This window comes from Candidatus Solincola tengchongensis, assembly GCF_015711935.1.
GTDB lineage: Bacteria > Actinomycetota > Geothermincolia > Geothermincolales > RBG-13-55-18 > Solincola_A > Solincola_A tengchongensis.
Genome location: NZ_JACVJJ010000039.1, coordinates 1 through 22,827, shown reverse-complemented (window position 1 = coordinate 22,827; position 22,827 = coordinate 1). Strand labels below are relative to the sequence as shown.

Genomic DNA, 22,827 nt, shown 5'->3' with positions numbered 1-22,827 from the left:
AGGACAATTACGTTCGGGAGGAGGCCGCAAATGTCTTGGGAGAGATCGGCGATTCCCGGGCGGTGGAGCCTCTCATCGGGGCTTTGGGGGACGAGGACTTGAGTGTGCGGTGGTCGGCCGCAGTGGCCCTGGGAAAGATCGGCGATTCCCGGGCGGTGGAGGCGCTCATCGGGGCTTTGGGGGATGAAAGTGCGTTGGTGCGGAGTGCTGCCGTAAAGGCCTTGGGGGATATCGGCGATTCCCGGGCGGTGGAGCCTCTCATCCGGGCCCTGAGGGATGAAGACAGGGATGTTCGGAAGGCGGCCGCAGTGGCCCTGGGAAAGATCGGCGATTCCCGGGCGGTGGAGGCGCTCATCCGGGCCCTGGGGGACGAGGACAATTACGTTCGGGAGGAGGCCGCAGTGGCCCTGGGAAAGATCGGCGATTCCCGGGCGGTGGAGGCGCTCATCGGGACCCTGATAGACAGGGACTGGTAAGTGTAGAGAGAGGCCGTGGAGGTTCCGGAAAGGCTTGCGTCGAAGAGGATGAGAGGTTAATTCCTATATGTCCCTCGTGCTTAGCACAGCAACGACAAAGTTTGTCGTAAGTATGGGATGAGAGAACAACTACGTCTGTGCCCTACTGATTACTGGCTTTAAATCTCACAGAAATTCCACTTTACGCTGTTGAATGCGGAGTCTTCTTATTTGGGAGTACGGAAATATTCCAAATCCTCTGCGCTTCCGTCATGTCATTTAAGACAATCGGGTATTCCCTGGCATCCCGACACACCGGGAGTAAATGCCGGTGTTCTTTCGTCTTCTTAAGGGGCCCTACTTGATCGATCCACTATTCGACTTCCTTAAAGGATGGGGCCGACTACCGCACCCCACAAACTTCTCTGATAAGGGGAGTGAGGAATGACTGAGAGGATAATTATCCCGAAAGAGCTTTTGACTAACAACCTTCTACTCAAGACATGCAGCCCCTAAAGTCCACCGCTTGGCTGACCGTGTTTACCCGAACTTGGACATCGCCCTTACGGTATGATGAGTGCTTGAGAACCCTTTTGAAGATGCGGAGAGTGCAGCACTCTCGATTCTATGAAAGCTGGATCAGCCTCCTATCATGCGCCTCCGCAGTCGCAAGCGAATACCCTTCTTAAGAAGGAAGCGTGTAATTGACACTATCAAACCCGATTTTTTATTGTGCAAACCAATAAAATCCCTTGGGGAAAATGGGTGGGCACGGCATAAGCAATGCCATGCCCCTTTAATAGCCGTTTCCGACACGAATGTAAATCAGCCGCTCTGCAAGTCGCCCGGATTCGCAGGAGTGCTATTCACAACGCCTGTACCTTCCGCACCGTCTACAGGAGCGGATTGATACCCAAGGGTCATGACCTTCGGCCCCATCTTCTTGACTGTAAGATATGTCAGAAGTAGGCCTCCCATTCCCGCTATAAACGCAAACACAACCGCGCCCATTTGGTTGCGAAAAGCGACGGCTCCGATTATCGCTCCCAAAACCTCGCATGCAAGCCATACTCCTATGGTGGCCAGAACGGCAAGCCCACCCCTGTATCCCTTGTATTTAGCGATCTTGAAAACCCTACCGCATACAAGAATCAGGACGATAATCTCCAGCATTTAAATGACCTCCTTCCTCGAATGTCATTAATTATCGATCACGATCCTTAACTTTTGCCCTCGGGCTCCCAGGAAGCTTCCTATGGGAATATGGAATACGGAAGACTTTCTCGCGAACTTAGAAAGACCTTTTAAGCAGACAAGCCCAATAAATATGGGTTGAATATTGCACCGCCTCCACCGTGAAGGCAAACAGACATCTGCTTTTATGCAGCGCTTCCAAGAGTCGATGCCGTTTCGCTTCCTTTGCATGAAGGATTGAGGGATTGTGGGCCGTCCGCCGGGTATCAAGCGGAAGATGACGCCCCAATCCAGGCAACGGGTCACTTCCAATATGTTGCTTATACTTTTATTATTTATGTGGGGAAAGGGTGTGAAAACATAACATGAGGCTTTCTATTATAGGCAGCCAGAAATGTTGAAAAGGAGTGCCATGCAATCTGAACCCATCAAGGTCGGGGTAATAGGACATCGCATTCTCATGGAGGAGGACAAGATCGTCGCCGGCATTGAAAAGGCTGTGGAGTTGCTGCGCGAAAACTTCGGTGACCGTCCCCTTGCGATCCTCTCATCCCTTGCGGAGGGCGCGGATCGACTGGTTACGGAGGTCGTGCTCCGCAACTCCGATTCCTCGCTGATCGCCGTCATACCTTTTTCGATGCAGGAATACATCAAGGATTTCGGGGACGAGGGCTCGCCATCCCGTACTGAGTTCGAGCGTCTGCTGCGTGAGGCAAGCGAGGTCATCGAACTTCCCGATAATCCGGACAGAAACGAGGGTTACGCGCAGGGAGGGAATTACATCGCCGATCACTGCGATGTGCTTATCGCGGTGTGGGATGGCCAAGATGCGCAAGGCCGTGGCGGTACGGGAGAGATAGTAGCCCGCGCACGCGGCCAGGGGAAACCGGTGCTTATCGTTCGGGCGGGGAACCGCAAGCCGGGCACGCGGGAACCCACTACCTTGGGGGAGGAACAGGGCCGCCTGCTTGTCGAGGGCCTTAGTAGTGCTGATGCTTGAACAAGGGGGCAAAGATGAACGACGGCAAGATCGTCATATGCATAGTTGGCGATGTCATCGTTGACTGGCAAATCCTACTCCCCCGCGGAGAATCAGCCAAGAACATGGATATTGCCCAAAGATGGGGGCAGTTCACCTGCCAGGCCGCGGCCCAGCCGGGAGGCGCCGCTCTGCTCACCGCGCTCCTCCAGGAGATGGCTAAACAATACCCGGGTGCGGGAAACAGATTGCAAATCCACGGCCCTGTACTCCCCGATGCCGCACTCCAGCAACCCGGATATCCCGGCGTGGCAAAGGCTTTCATGTCCTGGTCCACTTTTGAAGGACGTGGATCGGGCGGGAGAGAGTACGTATGGAGGGTAAGCGAATTCCTGGGGGAACATCATTCTCCCGCCATTGGAAACCAAAACGGGGCCGCAGAAGAAACTTATCAAAATGTGGGAAAGGGAGCTGAAGAACGCGTTCCATATATTTTGGTCATCGAGGACAGCAACCACGGCTTCAGGAATTGTGAAAAGTCCTGGCCCTCTTTCATAAATACCGTGAGCGGCACGTCGGAAGAAAGCGGAGAAGGATTCCCACGTTTTATCCTCATCAAGGTGACCGATCCCCTTGAAGATGACCCGCTTCTCGAACGATTGTGCCGGAATCACGCACAAAAGCTGATCGCCTTCACCTCGGTAAGCGACCTCAGAAAGAGCGGGTGTCACATAGGTTATCCTATTTCCTGGGAACAGGTTTATGAGGAGACGGTAAATTCGGTTACCAACCATCCCGGGTTAAAGCAAGCCAAGAGGGTCGTGGTCTCGCTGGGAGCGTCCGGCGCAGTGTTGCTGACAAAAAAGGAAGGCGAGAATGAGGTTTGGGATAGCGTGCTGGTCTTCGACCCAAAAAACCAGGAAGGAGATTGGGAGAAAAAACATAAAGGGGACATGATCGGGTATGGCATCTGTATCGAGGCCTCGCTCATCTGGAAATTAGTGGTATTTAACTCAAAAGTAGAACCCTCGGAAGACACGATTGAACAAAAGATGATCGAAGCGATAAAACGTGGTTGTCATGCGGCGCGTATCCTGCACCTCCACGGATACGATGAGGATTCCGAAGGAAACGCACTGCGCCTCAGCTTTCCTTGCGAAAGGATAGCCCTGAGCATATTGGGAAATGAGCCTACCGAATTCCAAGAAACAAAGCTTGCCCACGGTTTCGGCCGAAGCCAGAGCATCCTTGATATCAAATTGGCGGCGGATCTCTCGCATGGAAGCATCGCGGGCAGGCTGGATAAAGCCAAGGAAGTTGTCATCAAAGGAGCGGAACATGCTTTAAGGGGGGTGCCTCTAGAGCGCATAGGCCAGTGGTCCTCAGTGGACCGCGAGGAGATAGAAAGCATGCGCAGCGTAAGCAACATCGTGGAAGAATACGTCAACCGCTACCGCGCCGGTTATCGTATTGAAAAACCTTTGTCCATAGCCGTCTTCGGTCCTCCGGGCGCGGGCAAGTCCTTTGCCATCAAACAGATGGCGAAGGCAAATTTCCCGGACTTAATAAAAGCCCATGAATTCAACCTCTCCCAGCTCGTATCACCCAACGAACTCGCCGCTGCCTTTCATATAGTGAGAGACATGGTGTTGGAGCAGTATCTCCCTCTGGTCTTCTGGGATGAGTTCGATACCACGCTCGAGGGTCAAGAATTGGGATGGCTGAGGCATTTCCTGGCGCCCATGCAGGACGGGCACTTCCGCGAAGGCGGAGCCTTCCATCCCATCGGGCCCTCGATCTTCGTCTTCGCAGGAAGCCGGTACACAACCATGGAGGAATTCAGGGCCGGCCACGCGGGCAGGGAAGCAAGCGAGAAAGCGGCGAAAAAGGATGACTTCGTCAGCCGACTTAAGGGTTTCGTGAACATCCTAGGGCCGAATCCCAGGACGGGGGAGAATAAACACAGAGACGAAAATTATATCCTGAGGAGGGCTTTCCTGTTGCGTACCATACTCGAAAGAAAAACCGCGCACCTAATGGACGACCTCGGAAACATAAGAATAAACGACGGGGTGCTGCGCGCTTTCTTGATGGTCGAAAGATACTATTACGGGACGCGCTCCATGGAGGCCATAGTCGAGATGAGCACTCTGGCGGGGAAAAAATCCTACGAGCTGTCAAGCTTGCCGGCGCCGCGGCAGCTATCGATGCATGTTGATCCGGACGACTTTATGCGCCATGCATGTACTTTTTGAAGGGTCATCATGGAATATTTCTCCTGAAGGACGAGGACAAGGGAAATCACGCAGTAGAAATGTTTTGATCAAGGTCCGATTATACGGCATAAAACAAGGATAGTTTCAGCGTGACGGAGTACGGAGATGTTCGAGGATTTGGGAGAATCCGCTAAGCTTGCCCTCACCTATGCCATGCACACATGTTGGGATCTGAAGCACCGGGGCTTGAGTCCTGAACACCTCTTCCTTGGAATAACCGAACTGGAAGACTTGAACCTGCGGCGCTGCTTCTCCATGGCAGGTGCCGATATGGATACAACAGCCGTAAGGGTGCGCGAGGACCTGGCCATGGGATCGGACGACACAAGACATGTCTATCTCACGGCGAAAACGCAGAAAATCCTGCAAAATGCAGCGGAGGAAGCCTCTCGTTACAACATAAGAAGAGTGGAAGCGCCGCACATCCTGATCGTCCTGCTCGAGGAGAAAAGGAGTGCGCTCGCGCGTGCCGTTCGGGCTCAGGGCTCCAGTCCGGAAGACATCGCAAGATTATTGCGCACCATGCTGAGGTCTGGAGCCTGGGTTCCCGATTTCTACCGGCGCCGAAAGGCGGTGGAGCAACCGGGTCTCGAAAAGTCCTCGCAGCTCATGGAGAAACTGGGACGCGACCTTACTGAACAGGCGAGGCGCGGCGAGCTTGACCCCATAATAGGGCGTGAAGCCGAAACCCTCCAGGTCATACAGATCCTGCTCTCCAGGAAAAAGAGCAATCCCGTTTTGGTGGGAGATGCTGGAGTGGGGAAAACGGCCATCGTGGAAAACCTCGCCCAGCTCATCGCAGAGGGGAAAGTGCCCCCCGAGCTGAGAAACAAGCGCGTGCGGACATTGGAGGTGGGAGCACTGGTCGCGGGCACCATCTATCGGGGCTCCTTCGAGGAGAAGGTGCTCGCTTTCGTCAAGGAGGCACGTGAGGATCCTGACCTCATTGTCTTCATCGATGAGATGCACACTTTGATCGGAGCGGGTCGTGCGAGCACCGACGTCCTCGACGCTTCCAACATCCTCAAACCGGCGCTCTCCCGCGGCGATTTCAAATGCATCGGCGCCACAACCTATGGGGAGTACCGCGCCTATATCGAGAGCGATCCCGCCCTGGAGAGGCGTTTCCAGCCCGTGTACGTCGGCGAGACCACGACCGAGGACACACTGCGCATATTGCGCGGGCTCCGCAGCAGGTATGAGGCCTTCCACGGGCTCCAGATACTGGACGACGCCCTTAGCGCCGCTGTGGAATATTCCACCCGTTACCTCCCGGAGCGGCGACTGCCGGATAAGGCCCTCGATCTTCTGGACCAGGCTTGCTCAAACTGTCGCCTGCGATCCTTTTACGGCATCGGCGAATTGGGCAGGCTTTCCACGGAGGAAAAGGAAAAGTTGTTCACACGAAACCCTGTGCCTCCTGCTGCTTCCATCACCTTCGTCACCAGGGAGGATGTCGCGAGGGTCATCTCCGACTGGACGGGCATCCCCGTGGGGAGGATAGCCGCCGATGAGAGCGAGAAGCTGCTCAGAATGGAAGCCCTGATAAAGAGAAGGCTGGTAGGGCAGGAGCAGGCGGTGAATGCCGTGTGCCAGTCCATCCGCAGCGCGCGGGCCGGCCTGCGAGATCCTAAGCGCCCTGTAGGGGTTTTTCTTTTTCTGGGGCCGACAGGGGTAGGGAAAACGGAACTCGCGAGGACACTCGCCGAGGTGCTCTTTGACGACGAGGAAAAGGTCATTCGCGTGGACATGTCGGAGTATTGCGATCAGAGTGCCGTCTCACGACTCATAGGGTCACCCCCCGGTTATGCGGATTCGGACCGGGGAGGTACGCTCACCGAGGCGGTGAAGAAAAACCCTTACTCCGTCGTTCTTCTCGACGAAGTGGAAAAGGCGGACCGGAACGTCCATCACCTGTTGCTGCAAGTCATGGACGAGGGGCGCTTGAGGGACGGATTGGGACGGCCGGTGGATTTCCGCAACACCGTCATAATCATGACTTCCAATGTGGGAGCGGAGCGCCTGCGCAAGAGTCGCCGTGTGGGCTTCGAAGCGAATGGCGAGATCGCCAAAAGGCGCGCACAGCCCGACGTCAACCGCGAGGTAAGAAGAGACCTTCAACGCGCTTTCAGCCCCGAGTTCCTCAACCGCATCGACGATATAGTCGTCTTCAACCCGCTGACACATGAGGAACTTAGGGAGATTGCGCGCCTGATGCTTTCCAGAATCCCGTTGCAGTTAGAGATAAGCTCCAAGGCTCTCGACTTACTGGTCGAAGCGGGATACGACCCAGAGATGGGGGCGCGCCCGCTAAGGCGGGCCATCGAGACCATGGTGGCGGAACCTTTAGCCGCGAGGCTCATCGCTGGATCCTTCAATAAAGAAGATATAATATCTTTGGGGGTTTCCAAGGGCAGAATGACCTTTCGCAGGAAAAAGACCCCAAGCCAGGAAGAAGGCCGCGTGAAGATGGCGGCTCTTCTAAAGCAGGGCAAGGAGAAGTGCCATGAATGACTACCGTGTGTTCATCAGTTATTCTCACGAGGACAGCGACCTGGTGGAACTCATCGTTTCCATCCTCAACGAGATCGGCCTGCGCCCCCTGTGGGATCGCAACTTCGCCTACGGTCGAGGTTTCCCGGAACAGATAAGGAAATGCATTGCCCATGCCCATGTCTTCCTTCCCCTCATAACCGAATCATCGAGCAAGCGGGGTTGGGTCCACCAGGAAATAGGATATGCCATGGCTCTCAACGTGCCCGTGCTCCCCGTTGCCAGGGGAACGCTTCCCGGGGAGATGCTGCAGGAGTTACACGCAATGATACTGAGCGACGACCCGGAGGAGATACGGACCCAGCTCACGCGGGACATCTTCGAAAGCCTCGTCAACTCATTCCAGGAAAAGGAATTTGCGCTTTATGAATGTGCCGAGCTTCCGGAAGAGCGCACGGTCCTCATAGCGCAATACGCCAGAAGCATACTGGAGATGGGCGAGCACGGCCTAGTCAGGCAGAAAGGGGCCTTTGGTTCCTTCAGCATTCCTCACCGAGTCCTCTCCGATCCTGTCTGGACAATCCGCTACCATCCCTATGAAGCCGGTCTGTATTACAAGAAGTTGCTGAGGCTGGAGCGCCTTATGCTGGAGAAGCACGCACGAGTGGCGGGGTGCAAGTTGATCGTGAATCCGCGGGTGCCCACAAAATACAGCCCGCGGGCGAGGTCGGCTCGGCTTCAGACATTGCTCGAGTTCCTTCACTCCATGCCCGATTCCAAAGCGCAGATAGCCATAAACGACCGCATGTACGAGGAAGAGAACGTTACCCTGGTCGGTGACTGGTTCGCCGCCGAATCGGTGTCCATGTCCGGAAGCCGTCAGACCATCTTCACCCGGCATGCACCCAGCATGAAGAGCAGGATAGAATACTTCGATCAGGAGTTCGATGAACTCCTCGAGGAACGCGGATGGCAGCATCATAATTCGCGGATAGCCGCCATCAACGAGATAGAGGCTATCGTAGCCGAATTGGAAACCGAAGCGAAAACTATATCAGGGAGCGAAATTCTCCGCTGAGCCAATCCCTGTCGACCAAGTGTTTACCTTTACTCAAGAACTCCTCTATGAACTGCTTTCTCCTGTATTCTATCGGGTTTTTTTTGAATTGCTCCAATTCTTTGTATAGCTTAGTTATCCAATCCCCCTTATTCCACAAGAAGTCGAAGTGGCTCTTCAGGAAGCAGCCGAACGTGGAGTCGTTCTTCACCATGAATACCGGCATATAACCGCCTATGCAGACCATGTTGATGTCGTCGTCCGGCACATGAACACCCACGTGGGCCAATTGCCCCATATGATAGGATTCCACGAAGGTATACCTGTCTGTTCTTATCATGTAAAAGGTCGGCGTTACCGAAGAAAATTTTACTTGTATGTCCTTGCCTTCCTTGATTTTTTCTATCACGTATTCTGCCGTATTAAAAGCGTCCTTGAAAACTCCGCATTCCAGGTAGGCTCTGTCGTCTTCGACCTTAAGGCCATTTTCCACGATGGCCCTGTCCTTTGCGGCCGGAGACAATGGGTTTAGCAGCAAAAGCATGTATCTTGGAGGCATTTGCTTTTTCAGGCTTTCATCGACAATACCCCTGTAGGGGGCGTTTTCGCAGAAAAAATCCCGAAGGGAATTCCCCATCATCCTGATCTCGGTGGAATCTTTTATCTGTTTAGCTATCTCTCGCGCTAACTTTTCCCCATCCGCGCGCCTGCTTTTGAAAACCCTCTCTATCCCAGCCTGCCACATTCCCGCAACCGCTTCACCGGCGAGCAAGGGCGATACCGGGCCGAGATTTGTTAACTCTCTCACTACCTGATCGACAAGGTCCGCTGCGTTTTCGAAAACGAAATACGACCCTTCGATAAGCCTCTTTTTTAATAGTCGGGGCACGTCCTTTGCGCCACTCATGGCTTCTTCCCATTTTTTTCTGTCAAAGCGAGCGGGCTCGAACAGGAGGATGCTCAATAATCCCTTTTTTTCTAGATCGTTGGCTACTTTGAGTTCCGAAAGTACGTTTTTGCTCGTTGGACCGTCATCCGTTGTCAATATGCATATGAAACATTTGCAGTTCTCGATGACCATCCTTGCCTGCTCCAGCCAATTGGGGGTGGTATGCATATCGTAGCAGTCCAGAAAAACCGAGTAGCCCGCCTTTTTAAGGGCGGTATACAGATTTTTAGCGAAACCCAATCCTTTGCTCTCGTAGGAGATGAAAACGTTATAATTCATACTATTTGCATCCCTCATCGATGATGAATCAACGATCACGCAACCGCTTTCTCGGCCAACCACTGTCATTACAACCACCTCCCATTACGTTGTGCAGACCTGCTCTTCGCTATAGCCAAAGTCACTGATTCCACTGGCACATCATGGTAGTGGTATAGAATTTACTGTTAGCCCCTGACTTTTTAAATAAAACATATAATATATAATGGATGTTTTTAATTTTCCAACATTTAATTTTAATCCAGATAATCTTTGGTACTCATTATGTATTCTCTGTCGGGAAACCCCTAGAACAAGCCGAGGTCATGGCGATAACTTTCGAGCCCCCTAGCAAACGACGACGAGCAGCTAGACATTTCTCAGGCGAGTAGTTCTGACCGAGAGACCTCGCCTATGGCATAAGAGTGGCATTGATGCTTTGGCGAACTCATCCTTAAAACGCCCTTTGGAATTTATGAACAACGGGGCCGATGCAAAGGGTATAGCGGCCTTCCTCCAACTCGCGGAAAACGGCAACCATATTACCGCTTTGAGGCGACCACTCCGGTTTTGCAACTAGAGGATTTCTGTTTTCTTTTTCGGGCAAAAGTAGTAGTAGGCACGGCAGTGCTTCGGCAGTTTGCTCCTCCCAGATCACCTCGATGGCTTTCGTCTCTCCATCAACCCGTATCTGAGTGTATATAGTTCCCCGGTAAGCGAAGAGCAGATCGCATCGAATCCCAGCCTCTTTGCTTATGAGCATGGTGTCCCGCAATAAACTCGCTGCCTCATCCCAACGTCCAGTGGCGAGGAGGTAGTGCGCTTCCCTTACTCTGCCACGCAACACTTCCTCCAGCTCCCCACTGGCCTCAGAAAAATCGTGCCACATATCATAACCCAGCTGCGGGGGAACATCAATGGGAACCGCCAGCGCTCCCTCGCGAGAGATTATTATCCTTACAGCGATACCCGCATCCCCCTCCATACTCACCAGCCATGACCAGGCACGTTCCAGGATTCCTTCGTCCTCCATAGCTGCCTTTGCCAGGGCTTCCGCGATCCTCCAGCGCATGAGCCGACGCCCGTGTTCCCGCGCCGTCCAGCTATCCCAGATCTCGTCGAATTGGCGACAGAGGCGGCGCAGGGCCATCACTTTCTCCAGACAGTCCTTACAGCGGAAAACATGCTGAGCCAGCTTTTCGGCCTCCTCCTCTGTAGCCCTTTTGTTCACGTATCTAACGATTGCCATTTCCTCTGGATGATCCAAGTTATTGTCCCTCCTTTTACACCCTCACTCCATATGCTCAAACCGCGTATTTCTCGCATGCAGCGGTCCCCGGATTACTACATATCGTCAAATCAACGGCTACGATCTACGCTTCTCGACATCCCCTGGTGCCCTCAATCTGACTTCTTTTTATGTCCAGCATCTCCTTTTTATCCACTCTTTTTTCGCCCAGTGCATGCTGCATTTTAAGAAATGGCTACTGACTGGCCGTGCGATCCGCGGCAGGGCGGGAGATGGCGTAATTTGCATCGCGAACACGGTGTCTCCTTGCGGCCGGACGTAGACGCTTTTCCCCGGGCGACCCCCAACACCTTAAGCACCCGCTTCTCCAGTTTATCCGACCAGTCGGGGATGGCATCTTTGTAACCATCGCGGAAATTGACATAATAATCCCGCAGACAGGTAGAAGCAACCATCGAGTCCGCCATGTTCTCGTAATATTTAAGCGAGGTTTTGTCTTTAGCCATTATCTCCTTTAATTTGAGTGGCAATCTTTGCATCAACGGTTCAAGGCACTTCTCAATATCCTCTTCCCTCAGTTGGGACGCCGATGCGTAATCCCTCGAGAATTCCTCACTCAGTACATGCAGCGGAGTTGAGCCGTGCTGGCCATCGACTTTTTTAGGATTGCCCTCCAACCCACGCGGGCTTGGCCTCCCGTATATCAGCTTGGAGAAGCCGAAAGACAGCTGCTGGTGAGGATAACCTCCGCAGAGAAAGACAATCCTCAAAAGCCACCATGAGGCGATCAACTCCTCCCTTGCCTTTTGAGCGAGCAACAGGATGTCCTCGGGGGTATGCTGTTCTATATCGAACAGCGAGGGCCATTTTCTCTCATCACAACTTATTTCTTGAAGTGTCTCATTTTCAATCTTTTTTTTAAATTCGATGACTTTAGGCTTTACGAAATACTCCTTTAGCCACGCCAGGAAGGACTCGGGTCTGCTTATCTTCTCAGGATCATATCCACCTTCTTGCGGATCCTTCTGCAATCGCAATATTAATAACTCCCACACCTCCTGCAATATGTCCTGAATTATTTCGGTTATGTCCGTTGTCTTTAAGAATGGAGCGTAATTTTTACGCACAAGGTATGTTATAAAGGGTGTTAACTTTTTCTCATATGCTTCCTTGATTTTCCTCCAGGCCTCAAAATCTCCCCGTTTTGCCTCACTCAACAGTTTTAAAAGTTCCTCCTTGCTCTGTATTTCATGTGTCATTCTTTATGCTCCGTGTTGTTTAAACCCTCCCAGGACCCGCATTTGTTCCCTGCTCACGAGGTAACGCCCACTTCCGTGACTGATAGCCCCCTCGCAAGCCGCAAAGGTCGTCTCTGCCCTCAACATAGATGGAATTATACATCGCATCCAAAATCTAGTGATAGTTCTCTGGATTAAACCCCCCAGATTTCTCCTTCTGCTCGCGAGAAACCATTAATTCACATATACACGGGCCGAGGGAGGCGCGGGGGGTAAAGTTCAGATGCTTATGGGGTTGTAGATGCAGCCGGCCCCTACTTCTGCAGGGGCACCGGTAAGGGCTCGCGTCTCCCTCCCTTCTCATGCCTTTCCGCTTCCTGGGGCAAGGTCAGTTTGGAGATGCTCGGGCCACGAGAGACCACCTCGGAGCCTATAGATATAGGTGCGTGGTGAAAATGTTTTTATGGCAATCGAGATGCCATGAGCCGGGTGATCTTATATCGTTGAACCGGTCCTTTATATTTTCTTCCCTGATAGGGAAAAGTCTCCTGGCGCAAAGGGCGCACCCTTTATGAGGCATGGATGGCGCATGGCGAAATGGGCCCGGCAACGTCACTTCCGAGAGCGCGCGGTAGTGGGTATGAAAAACGTCTTGTCGGTCCATCCCGAGCGTGCTAAATATGGAGCAACAATAAAGCAGGGTGGAGAATAAAAATGCTAAAGACGGCGCTATTCCCTTTGCTTTCTGGGCAAAAAGGCTCTTCAGCCATGCTGAAGACATCGTAGGGCAATATCAGCGTAAAAGGAGGCTCTCGAATAGGTGTGGTGTAGATCGAAAACCTTAAAGCTAAGATACTAAGCGCATTTGTAAAGTTCGGAATTTCCAGGGCTAGGAGGCACATGGTATGAAGACGACCAAGACCTTCCGCATCTTCGTCTCCTCCACCTTCGAGGACCTGAAGGCGGAAAGGGATGCCCTGCAAGAGCACGTCTTCCCAGCGCTGCGCAGGCTCTGCGAGGAGAGGGGGTGCTCCTTCCAGGCCATAGACCTCAGGTGGGGGGTGGCCGAGGAGGCCTCCTTTGACCAACGCACCATGCCTATCTGCCTGGAGGAACTCTCCCGTTGCCAGCGGTTGACACCCCGACCCAACTTCATCGTCCTTCTGGGCGACCGCTACGGATGGCGCCCTCTTCCCTACCGGGTGGAGGCAAGGGAGATGGAGGCCTTGCTCGCCCAGCTGGACGGGGTGGAAAGGAATCTTGCCCTGTCCTGGTACCGCCTGGACGAGAACGCTGTCCCTCCCGAATATCTCCTCCAGCCCCGCCATGATGACTACCGGGATCCCGAGACCTGGCGGAAGGTAGAGGAAAGGCTGCGCTCTTCCCTGGAGAGGGCGGCCCGGCGGGCGGGACTCTCCGGGCAAGACGTCTTCAAATACACCGCCTCCGCCACCGAGCAGGAGATCGCGGCGGGGGCCCTCACCGTGGAGGACGCGCCCGAACACGTCTTCTGCTACTTCCGGGAAATCCAGGGATACCCCTCAGACGGGAAAGGGGGCTTGCTCCCGGAGACAGCCACCTTTCTTGACCTTTCCGAGGACGGAAGGAGAAACGGAGAGGCCGCCTCGCTTCTCGCAAACCTCAAAGCAAAGCTGGAGGAGACCCTCCCCGGAAACGTGCGCCGTTACCGTGCCTCCTGGAAGGGAGGGGGAGGGGATGACTCCCCTATTACACTCGACCACTTGCCAAAGCTCTGCGAGGACGTCTTGTCCGACCTTTCATCGATCATCCTCTCCGAGATAGAGAGGCTCGAAGAGGAGGATGAGCTGGCAAGGGAGGTGGAGGAGCACCGTGCCTTCGCGGAGGAGCGCGCCCGCGTCTTCGTGGGCAGGGACTCCCACCTCCAGGAGATAAAGGATTACCTGGCGGCCGCGAACCCGCGGCCCCTGGTCATCCACGGAGAGGGAGGGTGCGGAAAATCCGCCCTCTTAGCCCGGGCGGCGCAGGAGGCGGAGAGAACCCACCCCGAGGCGCAGGTGGTACGCCGCTTCCTCGGGGCCACCCCCGCCTCCACGCAAGTATCCTTGTTCCTTTCGGACCTTTGTTCCGAGCTGGCTCGCCTCTGCAGAAGGTTGGAGGTAACAGTGGAGGAGGGCTCTTTAGAGAAGCTCTCCCTGCGCTTCCGGAGCCTGCTCTCCCTGGCAGGCGAGGAGCGCCCTATCTTTCTCTTTCTGGACGGTCTGGACCAGCTCGCAGGCAAGCCCTCCGCCACCCTCTCCTGGTTCCCCGAGCTCCTCCCTAAGGGGGTGCGCCTGGTGGCGAGCGTGCGGGAGGGCGAGGCCCTGGAAGAGCTGCGGAGGAGACTGTCCCAGGATTGTTTGCGGGAGCTCGGCCCCCTGCCACCAGAGGAGGGAAAGGAACTTCTCTCCCTCTGGCTCGCGGAAGAGGGGCGGGCCCTGCAGGACTTCCAGGAGGAGGAGGTGCTCCTCGAGTTCGAGAAAACGGGAAACCCCCTCTACCTCCGCCTGGCCTGCGTGGAGGCCTGCCGCTGGCACTCCTACGACGTGGACTCCCGCCTCGGGGAGGGGATCGTGGAAATCATAGATAATCTCTACGAGCACCTGGAGAAGGAGTATGGAAAGGTACTTTTCTCCACTTTTCTCTCACTTCTCTGCGCCTCGCGCTACGGGCTCTCCGAGGAGGAGACGCTGGACCTCCTTTCCCGCGACGAAAAGGTGATGCAGGAGTTCCGGAGACGCAACCCACGCTCCCCTCAGGTGGACACCCTACCCGTGGCCGCCTGGTCCCGCCTCCTCTCCGACCTCGAGCCCTACCTTACCCGCCGCCAGGCGGATGGAACCATCCTCCTCTCCTTCTACCACCGCGAGCTCTCGGAGGTGGCGGAAGGGAAATATCTCACGGGAGGGGAGGAAGGAAGGGTGCGCCTAGCCCTCGCCGACTATTTCGAGGAGCGCGAGCTCTCCCCGAGGAAGGTGAGCGAGCTCCCCTTCCAGCTCTACCGTGCCTCCGCCTGGCAGAGGCTCTCTTCCGTACTCTCCGACCCCTCCTTCTTCTCCTTAGCCTGGAATCAAGATAAGTACGAGGTCCTCTCCTACTGGACGGCACTGGAGGGAGAGGGCTTCTCCGTGGTGAAGACTTATCGCAATATTCTAAAGAAACCGGAAAGAGAGGGCTTTATAAACATATCCGCACTCGCCGAGATGCTCTACCTTACGGGGCACCTCAAGGAATCCTTGTCCCTTTGGGAACAACTGGCGGAGCGCTCTCGCCCAAGCGGCCACCTCGCAGATCTGCAGGCTGTCCTGGGCAACCAGGCCATGATCCTTCAATCCTGGGGGAGGCTCGAGGAGGCCATGGAGCTACTGGAGGAGCAAGAGCGCATCTGCCGGGAGCTGGGGTTAAAGGATTCCCTTGCGGCCTCCCTGGGGAACCAGGCCGCGATCCTCAACTCCTGGGGGAGGCTCGAGGAGGCCATGGAGCTACTGGAGGAGCAAGAGCGCATCTGCCGGGAGCTGGGGTTAAAGGATTCCCTTGCGGCCTCCCTGGGGAACCAGGCCGCGATCCTCAACTCCTGGGGGAGGCTCGAGGAGGCCATGGAGCTACTGGAGGAGCAAGAGCGCATCTGCCGGGAGCTGGGGTTAAAGGATTCCCTTGCGGCCTTCCTGGGGAACCAGGCCGCGATCCTCTACAAGCGTGGAAGGCTTGAGGAGGCAATAGAGCTGCGCAAGGAGGAAGAGCTTATCTACAGCGAGTTAGGCTTTAAAGGGAAAATTCAACTTTCCTTAGGAAATAAGGCTCTTATATTAAGGCGTTCGGGCAAGCCCGAGGAGGCTTTGGAGCTTCTGAAGGAACAAGAGCGCATCTGCCGGGAGCTGGACCTGAAAGATGGCCTACAGACCTCACTGGGGAACCAGGCCTTAATCCTCCACGAATTCGGAAGGCCCGAGGAGGCTTTGGAGCTTCTGAAGGAACAAGAGCGCATCTGCCGGGAGCTGGACCTGAAAGATGGCCTACAGACCTCACTGGGGAACCAGGCCTTAATCCTCCACGAATTCGGAAGGCCCGAGGAGGCTTTGGAGCTTCTGAAGGAACAAGAGCGCATCTGCCGGGAGCTGGACCTGAAAGATGGCCTACAGACCTCACTGGGGAACCAGGCCTTAATCCTCCACGAATTCGGAAGGCCCGAGGAGGCTTTGGAGCTTCTGAAGGAACAAGAGCGCATCTGCCGAGAACTGGGTTTTATGTACGGCCTAAACAGGTGCTTTGCCAAGGAGATTAAGGTCCTCGCTACATTAGGTCGTTTACGAGATCTTGAAAGGGTGCTCGAAGAGCGTGAAGGCCTTTGTCGCGAAATGGGTTTCATGATAGGTTTAGCGGCATGCTTGATGTATAGGGCGCAGCTAGTGAAAAAAAGCGATTTTGAAAAAGCTCTTTCACTTGCCCAAGAGGCCCTAAATGCAGCGAAAAAAGGAGGTGACATGGATCAAATTCGGTGGATAGAAGGGTGGATAAGAGTAGAACTTTAAAAGAAAAAAATTATTTTTGATTACTAACGCAAACAAGAAAAAATTTATAATACATAAAAGCGATCTAGGCATATCTTAGGATAAGTTTCATCATTAACCCAGTGAGAAAACGGAGGTTGACTTATGAGATATAATGAGCATTTAAATTCGGATATGAAATGCGACGATGTTACCGAAAAAGTCCTCAAATCTCTTATGCTTCAAGCAAAAGCACTATACTGGGTCGGGGAACGCGATAAAGCAAAGGAACTGTACATGGAAAAGGAACGTATTTGCCGGGAATCAGGCTTACACATCTTTTATCCCTCAGGAAACCAGGAAACAATAAATATTTTGAAGGAGGAAGAGAAAATCTATCGCGATCTTGGACTCAAGGACAGTCTTCAAGAATGCTTAAAAAACCAGGCAAGAATCTTTTACGACATGGGTAAGCTCGAAGAAGCCATGAAACTTTTCAAAGAGCAGGAAAGTATCTGCCGGGAGGTTGGATTGAAAGATGATTTGCAAATTTGCCTTGGAAACATAGCTTTAACCCTATCTTCTATGGAACGTCTTAAGGAAGCATTACTGGTGCTTAAAGAACAGGAGCAAATATGTAGGGATCTAGGCTCGAAAGTTGATCTTGAATATTCTCTTAGACAACAGGCGAAAATCCTATATACTCTAGGAAATCTCCAAGAGGCCATGGGAATCCTGATTGAACAGGAAGACATTTGCCGAGAGTTGGGGTTGGAGGATTACCTCCAAGTCTCTTTGGGGAATCAGGCAAAAATTTTGCAGGACTTGGGGAAATTTGAAAAGTCCATGAAGCTCTATAAAGAACAGGAGAGCATCTGTCGTAAGTTGGGCTTAGATGAGGATCTTGCATTATCTTTTATTGGACAATCTCTTCTTCTCGCACGATCTGGAAACGTGGAAGAAGCCCATCGAAAAGCACGCGATGCTCTATGTTTAGCAGAGAAAGGTGGACTCTCACAACTCGCTCAGGAAATAAGAGAAATTATGGATGTTATTGAACTTCGCATACTGTTAAACAAAGCTGTCAACGCTGCTGGCATGCATGATGGTTCCATGAATAATAAACCATTCAATAAGAAGAAATTGAAGGATGAAAATAGATTCAAGGAAAACAAGAAGCCTAATCTTTTCAGATGGAAAATGCGTAGAAACGATGGTTGAACCATAATACATCCCATAATATACCAGCATATGTATAATTATTATAGTTTAGAAAAACAGCGAAAATCCAATCACGTATTACTCTTTTTTGCTAGAGTGACAACTATACTGAAGGAACTTGCCTAGCTGCCTGCTACTGAGTGATAGGTTAAGCGCCACATACTAAGCCCGGGATGATTCCGATGGAACAGCCGGCCTTGGAACCAGGAGCCGCAGTTTGCTAGCCCTTCTCATTCTCATTATTCCAAGAGACACGCCATTAAGAATGAGGTTTGTCTTTCCTCAATGACCTCTCAGGCCCACTCCCGTATGAGCTTCCGGAAATAGTCGTGCCGGACCCGGTCCGCCTTGCGCCACAAAGGGCGCACCCTGTCCGCCCAGGAAGCGAATGTAGCGGGGTGTTCCGGATAGGCCTCGTAGAGCCTGCGCAGCTTCGCCGCCACGCTCCCCATTAGCGCCAGGCGGGTGACGGAGGCGGGGCGCAGCTTCCCGGAGGCTATCCCCCCGGCCAGGACGGGAAATGCCCTGGCCGTCTCCACAGGGTCGGACCTCATCTCGTACTCCAGGTTGAGGGCCACCGTGCCCTCCTCGGTGAAGATGCCGGGCACGGAGTAGAGGAAGTCCACCTCCCGAGGGGAGAGGGAGACCACGGCGGGCATGAAGGCGGCCAGGAAGGCGAACTTGGCTCCCTGGTCCCGGAAGTAGCGGACGTTGTAAGGCCACAGGGCCTCCCGCGTGAGGTCGTCCTCGGCGAGCGCCTCCGCCGCCACATCCGCGGCGATGCGGCAGGCAGCGAAGCCGGAGGTGACCCCCTCACCGCTGAAGGGCTTGTTCATGAAGGCGGCGTCCCCCACCACCATGATCCCGTTGTCCACCAGGGAGAGCGGCGGGCGGCGGTACGGGACCCTGCCTTCCGTGCACCAGGCCGTCACCCCGCGGAAGGGCAGAGTGGAGGCGAAGGCCCGGTGCCTCCTCCTGGCGCCGTCCCGGCTCGCCGGCATCCCCACCCCCACGATCATCTCCTCTCCGTAGCTGGGGGCGTACCAACCCTGGAAATGGAGGTAGGAATTTATTCCCGGGTTGAACTCGCCTTCCAGCTCCTTCCAGGACTCCATGTAGACCACCAATGTATCCATGTCCTCCACCGGTTCGCTCTCCCACCAGGGCGTGGAAGGCATGCCCGTCCTCACCGCCCCCCGTATGCCGGAGGCTTCCACCACCAGCCGGCAGCGGATCTCGTATTCCCCACCGTCGCCCCTTACCCTCACGCCTGCCGGGAAGCCCCTTTCCCGGACCAGGCCCAGGAATTCGGTCTCCTCGCGGAACTCCACCCCGCTGGCCACGGCGTAGCCGCGCAGACGCTTCATGAAAGCCGGTTTGTCCATGTCCATGGTCACCAGACGGGCGGTGACCCTGTGTTCTCCGTTGGGGGACCACATGGTGATTGTTTCCAGGCGGTGCAGCAACTCGTCTCCCTGCGGCAGGGGGATATTGAACCTCTCGAACGCGGGTTCCTCCATGTGAAAAGGGCCGATGGATCTCCCCAACGAATCCAGCTTCTCTTTCTCCAGGACCAGGCACCGGAAACCCGCTTCGGACAATCTCCAGGAAAAGTAGGTACCGGAAGTCCCCGCCCCAACCACTACTACATCGAACGATTTCTCCACGCTTCATCACCCCCATCACAGGCCGCCTCGATGCCCACCTCCCGCTCCGATTTTTCGCACCTTCCCCTATCCGCTCGCGGTCCCTAATCACAGGCCGCCTCGATGCCTACCTCCCGCTCCGAGAGCGGTATGTTGCTTCCCCTTACCCTCCATTTTCCAGAATTAATGGATGGAATCTGTGCCGACATCCCTCCGGCCCTCCATGGGAACCATCGACCAAGAGCGGCCTCAACTCTCCCCTTTCCGGTGGTGTAGCTGCTTTACACCAGTATGTCCCGCCTCTCGAAGAGACAGGCCGAGAGGGCCACCAGCGCCAGAGCGGACACCAATAACACCAGCGCGTGAATGCCGTTCAGCCCCCTCTTCAAAGGTTCGGCCGCCAGGTAATAGTAGAAGGGCGAAAGCCTGCTCCAGGGTTTTAGCCCCCGCACCACCTCGGAGAGGGAGTAGAGGAAGAAGGCGGCCACGGCAAACGCCGCGGCGATGCCCACGGCCTGCCCCCTCCTTCCGGTGAGGCTCCCCAGCGCCAGGGCCAGAGCCCCGAAGAACAGGCCGAGGAGCAAGCAGCTAAGACACGCCGCCGCCAGATTCCCCAATCCGATGTCCATGCCGAACGCGGCTGCCCCGGCAGCCAGCGCCGACCAGAGCACCGCCCCCAGGCAGATGGAGGAGACGGCCATGGCCGCCGCCTTCTCCAGGACCACTCTCCACCTCGGAATCGGGTTGGCCAGGAGCAGGTCCAATGTCCCCTTCCCCTCCTCGCCGGCGACGGCCGCGCTCCCCCGCGAGACGGTGAAGATGATGAAGAGCATGGGGGCCATCATGAAGAAGAGCTCCCCGTTCAGGAAACCCGCGGGTGAAGTATAATCCTCGGCGCTCTCGCCCACGAAGGCCTTCACCCACTCGGGGGCTTCCTCCATGAACTGGGTAAGAGCGGGGGTCTTGGACACGGTGGGGTAGTAGGCTACCAGAAAAAGGCAGAGGGCGGCTATGCCCACCGCCCACCAGGCGAAGGACACCCGCTGGTCACGCAGGGTCTTGAGGAAGACGTTCTTAAGCATCGGCCCCGCCTCCTTCCCCGCCGGATCCCTCCCGGTAGTAGTGCATGAAGATCTCCTCCAGGCCGACCTCCGGGCTGACCACGTTGAGCACCTCGAAGCGCGCCGCCGCCTTGATGAGAGCGTCCACGCTCCCGGTGAGCGAGCAGGTGAGCGTCCGGTCCTCCACCCGGAGGTCCTTGACCCCCGGTATGGCGGCGAAGTCCCCGGGGGGGACAGGAGAAGCGAAGTGTATCTCCAGCCGGCGCAGGGCCTTCCTCTTCAGGGCCTCGACCTCGTCCACGGCCACCAGCCTTCCCTCGCGGATGATGCCTACCCGGTCGCACATCCGCTCCACCTCCGGAAGGTTGTGGGAGGATATGAAGAAGGTGGCTCCCGCCTCGCTGGTTTCCCGGACCAGGCGATGGAACTCGTGCTGCATGAGAGGGTCCAGGCCGTTGGTGGGCTCGTCCATGATGAGGAGTTCCGGGCGATGCATGAAGGCCTGCACTATGCCTATCTTCTGCTTGTTTCCTCGGGAAAGGGACTTGATGCGTAGCGTGAGGTCGCACTGCAGGCGCTCCGCGAGGTAGCGGACGTAACCCCAGTCGGCTCCTCCTCTGAGGCCGGCCAGGTAGCGCAGGAGCTCTTCCCCGGTCAGGTTATCGTACAGGGCGAGGTCTCCGGGGAGGTATCCCAACCGTTTCCGAATCTCCACGCCCCGCACGCGCGCGTCCATGCCCAGGACCTCCGCCTTCCCCCTCGTGGGACGGATGAGGTCCAAAAGAAGGCGGATGGTAGTGGTCTTTCCCGCTCCGTTGGGGCCCAGGAAGCCGAAGACCTCCCCGCGCTCCACGCGAAGGTCGAGGTCCTCCACGCCCCGCTTTCGTCCGTAGTATTTTGTGAGTCCCCTGGTAAGGATGGCAACTTTTTCCAAACGCCTCCCTCTCCTTCCCTCGCTCGCATGCCCTATTTCCGGAGGACCGATTTGCGTCCCCCTCCTACACCCCCGTGCTCACCGGCTTCCCGCCCCCCTCACCCCGACGAGCATGAGTATCCTACCACAAGCCCCCAGAGGCCATGCACCACCGTAGCAGGATATGGGGATGTCAAAAAGGGGGCCGGAAAGGTCGGGCTCCCCTTCCTCCGGCGCCTGGGCCATCCTCTCCAGGAGGAGCAGGACCCGGAACCACGCCTTGTGCAGGGCCAAGATGCACACGTCCCTTCCCGTCTCCTCCATGAGCACGCGACCGCACGGGTCGAGGATAATCTCCTCCCCCGAGGTGTGTCCGGCCGGGCAGGCCACGGCCTCCACAACCCGGAGCACGATGCGATGATCCCGGAACCTCTCCATGGCCCGCAACCTCTTTTCTCTCTCCGGACGGGCGAGAAAGGCATCAAGGTCCCCCTCGGACATGGGAAGGCGGCGCATGAACTCCGTGGGATGCGGGCTTTCCCCGCCGGACAACTCCTGCGCTGCAGAACATCCACCCCTCTGCCTGCGGTTCCAGACGAAGAGATAGGGGATCAGCCGGAAGTTGTGGAGGACGAATTCAAGCAGCGGCATCCTCTCCCGGCTCAGACGGAAGGTGCAGCTCCCCAAGCCGCCCTGTTTAATGCCAGGATCGGTGCAGGCCACGGTGTGGAAAACCATGCGGTTGGGGTCCACGCCGCGCAGCATGTGGTCGTAGTAGGAGTAGATCAGCGGTGAGAGTTGGGAGAGGCCGTGCACGCAGATGCTGGGAGGGCATTTTCTCCTTATAAGCCCTCCCATGGCGTCGAAGTAGAGGGGCCTGCCCTCGTAATTCTCGCCCATGCAGTGGCGAGAACAGACCGGTTCCGCCTTTATCCAGTAGGCCAGGTCCCGAACCCTATGGCCTCCACCAGGCCCGTACGCCTGGCGGCGGCCAGCTCTTCCTCCGTATAACCCCACCGATTCCTTACGATGCGCAGGACCGCTTTCTCCACTACCTTCTCCACCATGCGCCTCACCCCCTCTGCCGGACGAGAACGAAGCCTATCCGTTTACGATAAATGGCATCCCGGACCGGGTTCATTTTCCCTCACCACCTCGTCTCGGGGCAACGTCCGTGAGTCACGTCGCCGCACGGGAGAGCCCTTTCCTCTCCAGGCACTTCGGGTTGCATCCCCGAACCTTTGCCCCCGAAAGCGCCATGTGCGAACGCAGCTGGATGGCGCCTCCTTTTTACGCGATGATCCGCCGTTCTCCCTGCCTCAGAGGTCTCCGC

At 55.6% G+C, this 22,827-nt stretch carries 16 protein-coding genes; 7 read left to right on the top strand and 9 right to left on the bottom strand.

What is annotated here, in order from left to right:
- Nucleotides 1–476, top strand: a 476-nt coding sequence (locus H7007_RS02775) for a HEAT repeat domain-containing protein (RefSeq protein ID WP_287152969.1), incomplete at its 5' end; no start/stop codon positions are given.
- Nucleotides 477–1,280: 804 nt separating this feature from the next.
- On the opposite strand, the gene H7007_RS02770 is transcribed toward H7007_RS02775, so the two are convergent.
- Complete coding sequence (locus H7007_RS02770) at nucleotides 1,281–1,628, bottom strand: hypothetical protein (protein ID WP_287152968.1); 348 nt, start codon at nucleotides 1,626–1,628, stop codon at nucleotides 1,281–1,283.
- 433 nt (nucleotides 1,629–2,061) lie between these two features.
- Here H7007_RS02770 and H7007_RS02765 point away from each other — a divergent pair, with 433 nt between their 5' ends.
- The 4 genes from H7007_RS02765 to H7007_RS02750 all read left to right on the top strand — a co-directional run bounded on the left by H7007_RS02765 (nucleotide 2,062) and on the right by H7007_RS02750 (nucleotide 8,475).
- On the top strand, nucleotides 2,062–2,649 hold the full coding sequence (locus H7007_RS02765; RefSeq protein ID WP_287152967.1) for a hypothetical protein: 588 nt from the start codon (nucleotides 2,062–2,064) through the stop codon (nucleotides 2,647–2,649).
- 14 nt (nucleotides 2,650–2,663) lie between these two features.
- Nucleotides 2,664–4,883, top strand: coding sequence for an ATP-binding protein (locus tag H7007_RS02760; protein WP_287152966.1), 2,220 nt, complete (start codon nucleotides 2,664–2,666; stop codon nucleotides 4,881–4,883).
- Nucleotides 4,884–5,009: 126 nt separating this feature from the next.
- Nucleotides 5,010–7,418: an ATP-dependent Clp protease ATP-binding subunit gene (locus tag H7007_RS02755; protein WP_287152965.1), complete on the top strand. Its 2,409-nt coding sequence runs from the start codon at nucleotides 5,010–5,012 to the stop codon at nucleotides 7,416–7,418.
- Nucleotides 7,411–8,475, top strand: coding sequence for a toll/interleukin-1 receptor domain-containing protein (locus H7007_RS02750; RefSeq protein ID WP_287152964.1), 1,065 nt, complete (start codon nucleotides 7,411–7,413; stop codon nucleotides 8,473–8,475). Before H7007_RS02755 ends, H7007_RS02750 begins: the two co-directional genes overlap by 8 nt.
- Here H7007_RS02750 and H7007_RS02745 read toward each other — a convergent pair.
- The 3 genes from H7007_RS02745 to H7007_RS02735 all read right to left on the bottom strand — a co-directional run bounded on the left by H7007_RS02745 (nucleotide 8,447) and on the right by H7007_RS02735 (nucleotide 12,169).
- On the bottom strand, nucleotides 8,447–9,751 hold the full coding sequence (locus tag H7007_RS02745) for a toll/interleukin-1 receptor domain-containing protein (RefSeq protein ID WP_287152963.1): 1,305 nt from the start codon (nucleotides 9,749–9,751) through the stop codon (nucleotides 8,447–8,449). The genes H7007_RS02750 and H7007_RS02745 overlap by 29 nt on opposite strands.
- Before the next feature lie 364 nt (nucleotides 9,752–10,115).
- Nucleotides 10,116–10,928, bottom strand: coding sequence for a hypothetical protein (locus tag H7007_RS02740; RefSeq protein WP_287152962.1), 813 nt, complete (start codon nucleotides 10,926–10,928; stop codon nucleotides 10,116–10,118).
- Between the two features lie 206 nt (nucleotides 10,929–11,134).
- Complete coding sequence (locus H7007_RS02735) at nucleotides 11,135–12,169, bottom strand: hypothetical protein (protein ID WP_287152961.1); 1,035 nt, start codon at nucleotides 12,167–12,169, stop codon at nucleotides 11,135–11,137.
- 884 nt (nucleotides 12,170–13,053) lie between these two features.
- On the opposite strand from H7007_RS02735, the gene H7007_RS02730 reads away from it, so the two are divergent.
- Both H7007_RS02730 and H7007_RS02725 read left to right on the top strand, forming a co-directional pair.
- Nucleotides 13,054–16,695 (top strand): tetratricopeptide repeat protein, encoded by a 3,642-nt coding sequence (locus H7007_RS02730; protein ID WP_287152960.1) that lies wholly within the window; start codon nucleotides 13,054–13,056, stop codon nucleotides 16,693–16,695.
- Nucleotides 16,696–16,818: 123 nt separating this feature from the next.
- Complete coding sequence (locus H7007_RS02725) at nucleotides 16,819–17,874, top strand: tetratricopeptide repeat protein (protein WP_287152959.1); 1,056 nt, start codon at nucleotides 16,819–16,821, stop codon at nucleotides 17,872–17,874.
- A 293-nt stretch (nucleotides 17,875–18,167) separates the two neighbouring features.
- Here H7007_RS02725 and H7007_RS02720 read toward each other — a convergent pair whose 3' ends face one another.
- From H7007_RS02720 to H7007_RS02700, 5 genes are all read right to left on the bottom strand, one after another.
- Nucleotides 18,168–19,541 (bottom strand): NAD(P)/FAD-dependent oxidoreductase, encoded by a 1,374-nt coding sequence (locus tag H7007_RS02720; protein ID WP_287152958.1) that lies wholly within the window; start codon nucleotides 19,539–19,541, stop codon nucleotides 18,168–18,170.
- A gap of 260 nt (nucleotides 19,542–19,801) precedes the next feature.
- Nucleotides 19,802–20,602 carry an ABC transporter permease subunit gene (locus tag H7007_RS02715; RefSeq protein ID WP_287152957.1) on the bottom strand — a complete coding sequence of 267 codons (801 nt, stop codon included), beginning with the start codon at nucleotides 20,600–20,602 and terminating at the stop codon, nucleotides 19,802–19,804.
- A complete protein-coding gene (locus H7007_RS02710) occupies nucleotides 20,595–21,515 on the bottom strand; it encodes an ABC transporter ATP-binding protein (protein WP_287152956.1) in 921 nt (306 codons plus the stop codon). The genes H7007_RS02715 and H7007_RS02710 overlap by 8 nt, the downstream gene beginning before the upstream one ends.
- 78 nt (nucleotides 21,516–21,593) lie before the next feature.
- The gene (locus tag H7007_RS02705; RefSeq protein WP_287152955.1) at nucleotides 21,594–22,394 is read right to left on the bottom strand and encodes a hypothetical protein; all 801 of its coding nucleotides are present in this window, start codon (nucleotides 22,392–22,394) and stop codon (nucleotides 21,594–21,596) included.
- 29 nt (nucleotides 22,395–22,423) lie between these two features.
- On the bottom strand, nucleotides 22,424–22,561 hold the full coding sequence (locus H7007_RS02700) for a hypothetical protein (protein WP_287152954.1): 138 nt from the start codon (nucleotides 22,559–22,561) through the stop codon (nucleotides 22,424–22,426).
- Between the last annotated feature and the right edge of the window lie 266 nt (nucleotides 22,562–22,827).

Coding starts and splice junctions, on each gene's coding strand:
- H7007_RS02715 (WP_287152957.1), bottom strand. CDS start 20,602: ATGCTTAAGAACGTCTTCCTCAAGACCCTGCGTGACCAGCGGGTGTCC.
- H7007_RS02735 (WP_287152961.1), bottom strand. CDS start 12,169: ATGACACATGAAATACAGAGCAAGGAGGAACTTTTAAAACTGTTGAGT.
- H7007_RS02750 (WP_287152964.1), top strand. CDS start 7,411: ATGAATGACTACCGTGTGTTCATCAGTTATTCTCACGAGGACAGCGAC.
- H7007_RS02755 (WP_287152965.1), top strand. CDS start 5,010: ATGTTCGAGGATTTGGGAGAATCCGCTAAGCTTGCCCTCACCTATGCC.
- H7007_RS02765 (WP_287152967.1), top strand. CDS start 2,062: ATGCAATCTGAACCCATCAAGGTCGGGGTAATAGGACATCGCATTCTC.
- H7007_RS02705 (WP_287152955.1), bottom strand. CDS start 22,394: ATGGGCGAGAATTACGAGGGCAGGCCCCTCTACTTCGACGCCATGGGA.
- H7007_RS02725 (WP_287152959.1), top strand. CDS start 16,819: ATGAGATATAATGAGCATTTAAATTCGGATATGAAATGCGACGATGTT.
- H7007_RS02770 (WP_287152968.1), bottom strand. CDS start 1,628: ATGCTGGAGATTATCGTCCTGATTCTTGTATGCGGTAGGGTTTTCAAG.
- H7007_RS02700 (WP_287152954.1), bottom strand. CDS start 22,561: ATGGTGGAGAAGGTAGTGGAGAAAGCGGTCCTGCGCATCGTAAGGAAT.
- H7007_RS02760 (WP_287152966.1), top strand. CDS start 2,664: ATGAACGACGGCAAGATCGTCATATGCATAGTTGGCGATGTCATCGTT.
- H7007_RS02730 (WP_287152960.1), top strand. CDS start 13,054: ATGAAGACGACCAAGACCTTCCGCATCTTCGTCTCCTCCACCTTCGAG.
- H7007_RS02745 (WP_287152963.1), bottom strand. CDS start 9,751: ATGACAGTGGTTGGCCGAGAAAGCGGTTGCGTGATCGTTGATTCATCA.